This window comes from Lapidilactobacillus luobeiensis (genome assembly GCF_024345205.1).
Taxonomy (GTDB): Bacteria; Bacillota; Bacilli; order Lactobacillales; family Lactobacillaceae; genus Lapidilactobacillus; species Lapidilactobacillus luobeiensis.
Map to the genome: position 1 here is coordinate 1 of NZ_BROC01000055.1, position 3,631 is coordinate 3,631.

General features: G+C 45.0%; 4 protein-coding genes. All 4 read right to left on the reverse strand.

The window, feature by feature from the left end:
- Positions 1-142 precede the first annotated feature (142 nt).
- From OCU21_RS11170 to OCU21_RS11185, 4 genes are read right to left on the reverse strand one after another with little or no spacing between them, the layout of a single operon-like run.
- Positions 143-1,720 carry a S41 family peptidase gene (locus OCU21_RS11170; protein WP_261807475.1) on the reverse strand — a complete coding sequence of 526 codons (1,578 nt, stop codon included), beginning with the start codon at positions 1,718-1,720 and terminating at the stop codon, positions 143-145.
- Between the two features lie 12 nt (positions 1,721-1,732).
- Positions 1,733-1,960, reverse strand: a complete 228-nt coding sequence (locus tag OCU21_RS11175; RefSeq protein WP_261807476.1) for a YozE family protein — start codon at positions 1,958-1,960, stop codon at positions 1,733-1,735.
- A 45-nt stretch (positions 1,961-2,005) separates the two neighbouring features.
- A complete protein-coding gene (locus OCU21_RS11180) occupies positions 2,006-2,647 on the reverse strand; it encodes a YpmS family protein (protein ID WP_261807477.1) in 642 nt (213 codons plus the stop codon).
- 18 nt (positions 2,648-2,665) lie between these two features.
- Positions 2,666-3,523: an SGNH/GDSL hydrolase family protein gene (locus tag OCU21_RS11185; RefSeq protein WP_261807478.1), complete on the reverse strand. Its 858-nt coding sequence runs from the start codon at positions 3,521-3,523 to the stop codon at positions 2,666-2,668.
- Positions 3,524-3,631 lie beyond the last annotated feature (108 nt).

Sequence of the window (3,631 nt, forward strand, 5' to 3'; positions counted from 1 at the left end):
AAATAAAAACCAGCAATTTTATTATAGTACAGATAGAGATTTTTTGCGCCTTTTTTCGCTTGCAGTTTCATTAAAAAACGAGCCGCAAACAGTAGCGTTCGCAGCTCGGATCACTCGTTTAAAATATTGTTGATCGGCAGGATCAAGCACCAGTCGCCGTTAATTTAGCGATGGCCTGATCCAACATTTGGTCGTGACCCTGTAAATACGTGGCCACAGCTTGATAAAGCGCAAGTCGGGTCTGTTCATTGAAGACCCCAGTTACTGGCAGCTTAGCTTGGGTCTGTAACTGTTTGACGGCCGCAACGGTGCTGTCATCATAAACACCCTTGGTATTCGTCAACGTGTAACCTAGGCCCTGCAAATTCTTTTGTAACAATTTGACTTGGTCACTGACATCGCCAGCCTGCAAAGTCTTGTCGCTAGAAATAATACTTAACTTAGCCAATTCAGGGTAAGCCACGGCCACATCAGGCGTGATTCCTTTTTTATTGATCCAAGTTTTATTGGGTGTCAACCATTTCGCCGTGGTAAATTTCATCTCACTGGTGCTACTTAACGGCACCACCGTTTGAACAGTACCTTTACCATATGACTTGGTCCCAACCACAGTCGCTGTCCCTGACTGTTGTAAAGCTGCCGTAAAGATCTCCGCTGCACTGGCACTACCATCATCGATCAAGATTGCCACCGGCTCGGTGACTTTGAAGCCATTATCATACTTTTTACTGGCGCGATAAACATCTTCTTGACCGGCCCGATCCTGAACACGCATGATTACTTTCTTATTGGCCAAAAACATACTTGAAACGGTCAGCGCACTGTTCATCAAACCTCCAGGATTCCCGCGCAGATCAATGACAAAACTAGTTGCACCAGCTTGACGCAGTTTCTTGACCGTCTTTTCCATACCGCTAGCCGTATTTTCAGCAAAAGTAGTGATGCTGATCACACCAACTGTTGAACCCTTTTCTGAAAGAGCGCCACTGACTGTTGCTTGATCGATCGCCGCTCGTTTCAGACTGACTTGGAAACTGTCTGTACCGCGTTTGATCGTCAATTTGACTGTTGTCCCTTGCTTACCCCGGATCTTGCTGACAGCTTGATCGACGGTCATTTTTTCTGTGGAATGTCCATTGATCGCTGTGATCAGATCATTGGCTTTCAAGCCAGCCTTTTCAGCAGGCGACCCCTTGATCGGTGAAACGATCTCGATTGCCTGCTTACCTTGGCGAACCTCGGCGCCGATACCTTGAAAAGAGCCAGAGATCGAATCATTCAGGCTTGATGTTTCTTCAGTGGTCAAATACTGAGAGAAGGGATCGTCTAAACTGTCCAGCATGCCTGAGATCGCACCACTGACCAACTTTTTCTGATTGACCTTTTGATAATAATTATTCTTGATCACCTGATAAACTTGACTGATCTGTTGAGTCTCACTAGTGACGGCCAGCCGCTGAGTCAATTGGTGCGCCGTGAAAACCGCACCAGCGACCACCCCAACGATCAAGGCCACCGCTAAACTGAACCAATAGGTCAAACGACTGAAGTGTTTCACTCGTGGTGGTCGCTGCTTCTTTGTCGTTTTCTGCGTATTAGCTGCTTCAGCTGTCGTGGTGGCGGATCCTTCCGTAGTCTGATCTGTGGGCGTAGATCCCGTAGCCGTTATTTCTGAATTTGTTTGTTTATTTTCTTGATCCGCTTGTTCTGTTTGCTTCAAAATTTTCCCTCACTATGCTTCGCTCTCGAGATAACGTTGATAAGCTTGATCAAAGATCGTCATCCCGGGCAAATAATTTCCGTTCAATTCTAAATAACGCGATAAAGTGTCATAATCTGTTTCCTGTTTAGGGAAACTATGATCATAAAATGCGTTGTTGGCAAACTGTGCGATCTCATCGTGACTATTGGGATCACGCTGTGTCATCAAATATTGATAAAAGCTTCGTCTTAAAGTCATGACCAAGCCACCCTTCTATAACCTGACCCAATTGGATCTTCTGGCCTATTTCGGTAAATAAACGCTAAAATCAAGTTCATCATTATCTAGATCGAAGCGTGTTGCACGCAAACTGATCCCACCCTTGATCTGATATTTACGCAGATGTAAGGTGATCGTGGCCTTTTTCGAGTCGAGGCTGACCCAACTAGGAATCTTGTAATCATTGCCGATAAAGTTCATCACCTGACTGATCGGGATCGGCAAGGCCCCGATCGACAAGCTTTGCGCCTTCAATTGCACATCACCGTTTTCCAATACATAAGGATCAAAGGACATCGTAAAGGGGACCTGTGACCCTAAAAATGCAAACTTACCGCTAAGGACCGCTTGATCAGTCAATTTGAACTCATATTTGATATCATCACTTTTCAAATAATCACTAAGCGCGTAAGATACGATGCGATTGACCTGTTTTTTAGTCATTTGGACATTCATAACGGGCTCATCAGCCGCCGCCACATCAGCCGCCAATGTATTGGGTGCTGGACTGATAAAGATCTTGGTTCCCGCAAAAATACCCACACCTAGAAGCAAACCCACTAAAATCAGAAACAACCACTGCCAAATGTTGAAATGGCCCCGCGGTTTCTTGACTTTGGTTGGTTTGGTCCGATGTAAAGTCTGTTGTTGTTCTTTTTCTGCCATGATTTACTCCTCGATTTCTTAACGGTATAGCCAATTAGCCTTGATACTCTGGATTTTTTTTACAAAACGACCGGCGATCGCTTGATAGCCGCGATTATTAGGGTGAAAATGATCCTCTGTATACAAATAAGGATTATAAGCATCTTTACCCGTCTTATTACCAGCTAGGATCGAACCGCTCGGCTGAGTCATAACGGTGTCGATATCCACGTAATAAGTCTGCTGGTAATCATGGAGCACCGTTTGAGTGGTCTCGTTCCAGAGACCCATGCTAGTCTTCATTGCCGTGATCTGAGGAAAATACACGTAAAAAGGATTGTAGATACTGGCCACGACCAAGGGCGCTTTAGCGTTATATTTTCTGATTTCTTTGATCAAACGGTCAAGATTCTTTTGATAAACTTTTTGGCCCGTTTTGACCTTTTCTAGATCCATGTTCATCACATCTTTTTTGATGATGTGCATCAAATCATTGGCGCCAACGGTCATGGTGATCAAGTCGGCTTGCGCCAAACCTTGTTGGATCTCCTTTGATTTCACGATCCGCTGATAGACCTGAGTTGATGTGTCCCCGCTTTTACCAAAGTTATCACTTTGAATGGTCAGATCATCATTGTCGGCTAACTGTGATTTGACCAAAGGGACATAGCCGCCACTTTCGCTGGCGTCCCCTAGACCAAACGTCAAGGAGTCGCCGATCGCCACGTAATGGATCTTGCTTTTGGTTTTCGCTCGTTTCGTGAGCGTTGTCTGTTTTAATGTTCCCGTTGAACTACCACTCGGTGATTTGACCAATACTTCCAAGGCCAAAAACATAACTAAAGCACTGACCGCGATGATCAAAACGGCTTTTATGCCCGGTGTTATTTTCTTCATCCTTATCACAACCCATATTAACTGACTTTAAAAATCATAACCACCCGTAAAACGGGTGGTTTGCTCCAGGGCTATAAGCCCTATGTACTGGCCAGCGTCTCAAGGCGC

Excerpts from the sequence above, each read along its gene's own strand:
- OCU21_RS11185 (WP_261807478.1), bottom strand. The coding sequence starts at position 3,523 with ATGAAGAAAATAACACCGGGCATAAAAGCCGTTTTGATCATCGCGGTC.
- OCU21_RS11175 (WP_261807476.1), bottom strand. The coding sequence starts at position 1,960 with ATGACTTTAAGACGAAGCTTTTATCAATATTTGATGACACAGCGTGAT.
- OCU21_RS11180 (WP_261807477.1), bottom strand. The coding sequence starts at position 2,647 with ATGGCAGAAAAAGAACAACAACAGACTTTACATCGGACCAAACCAACC.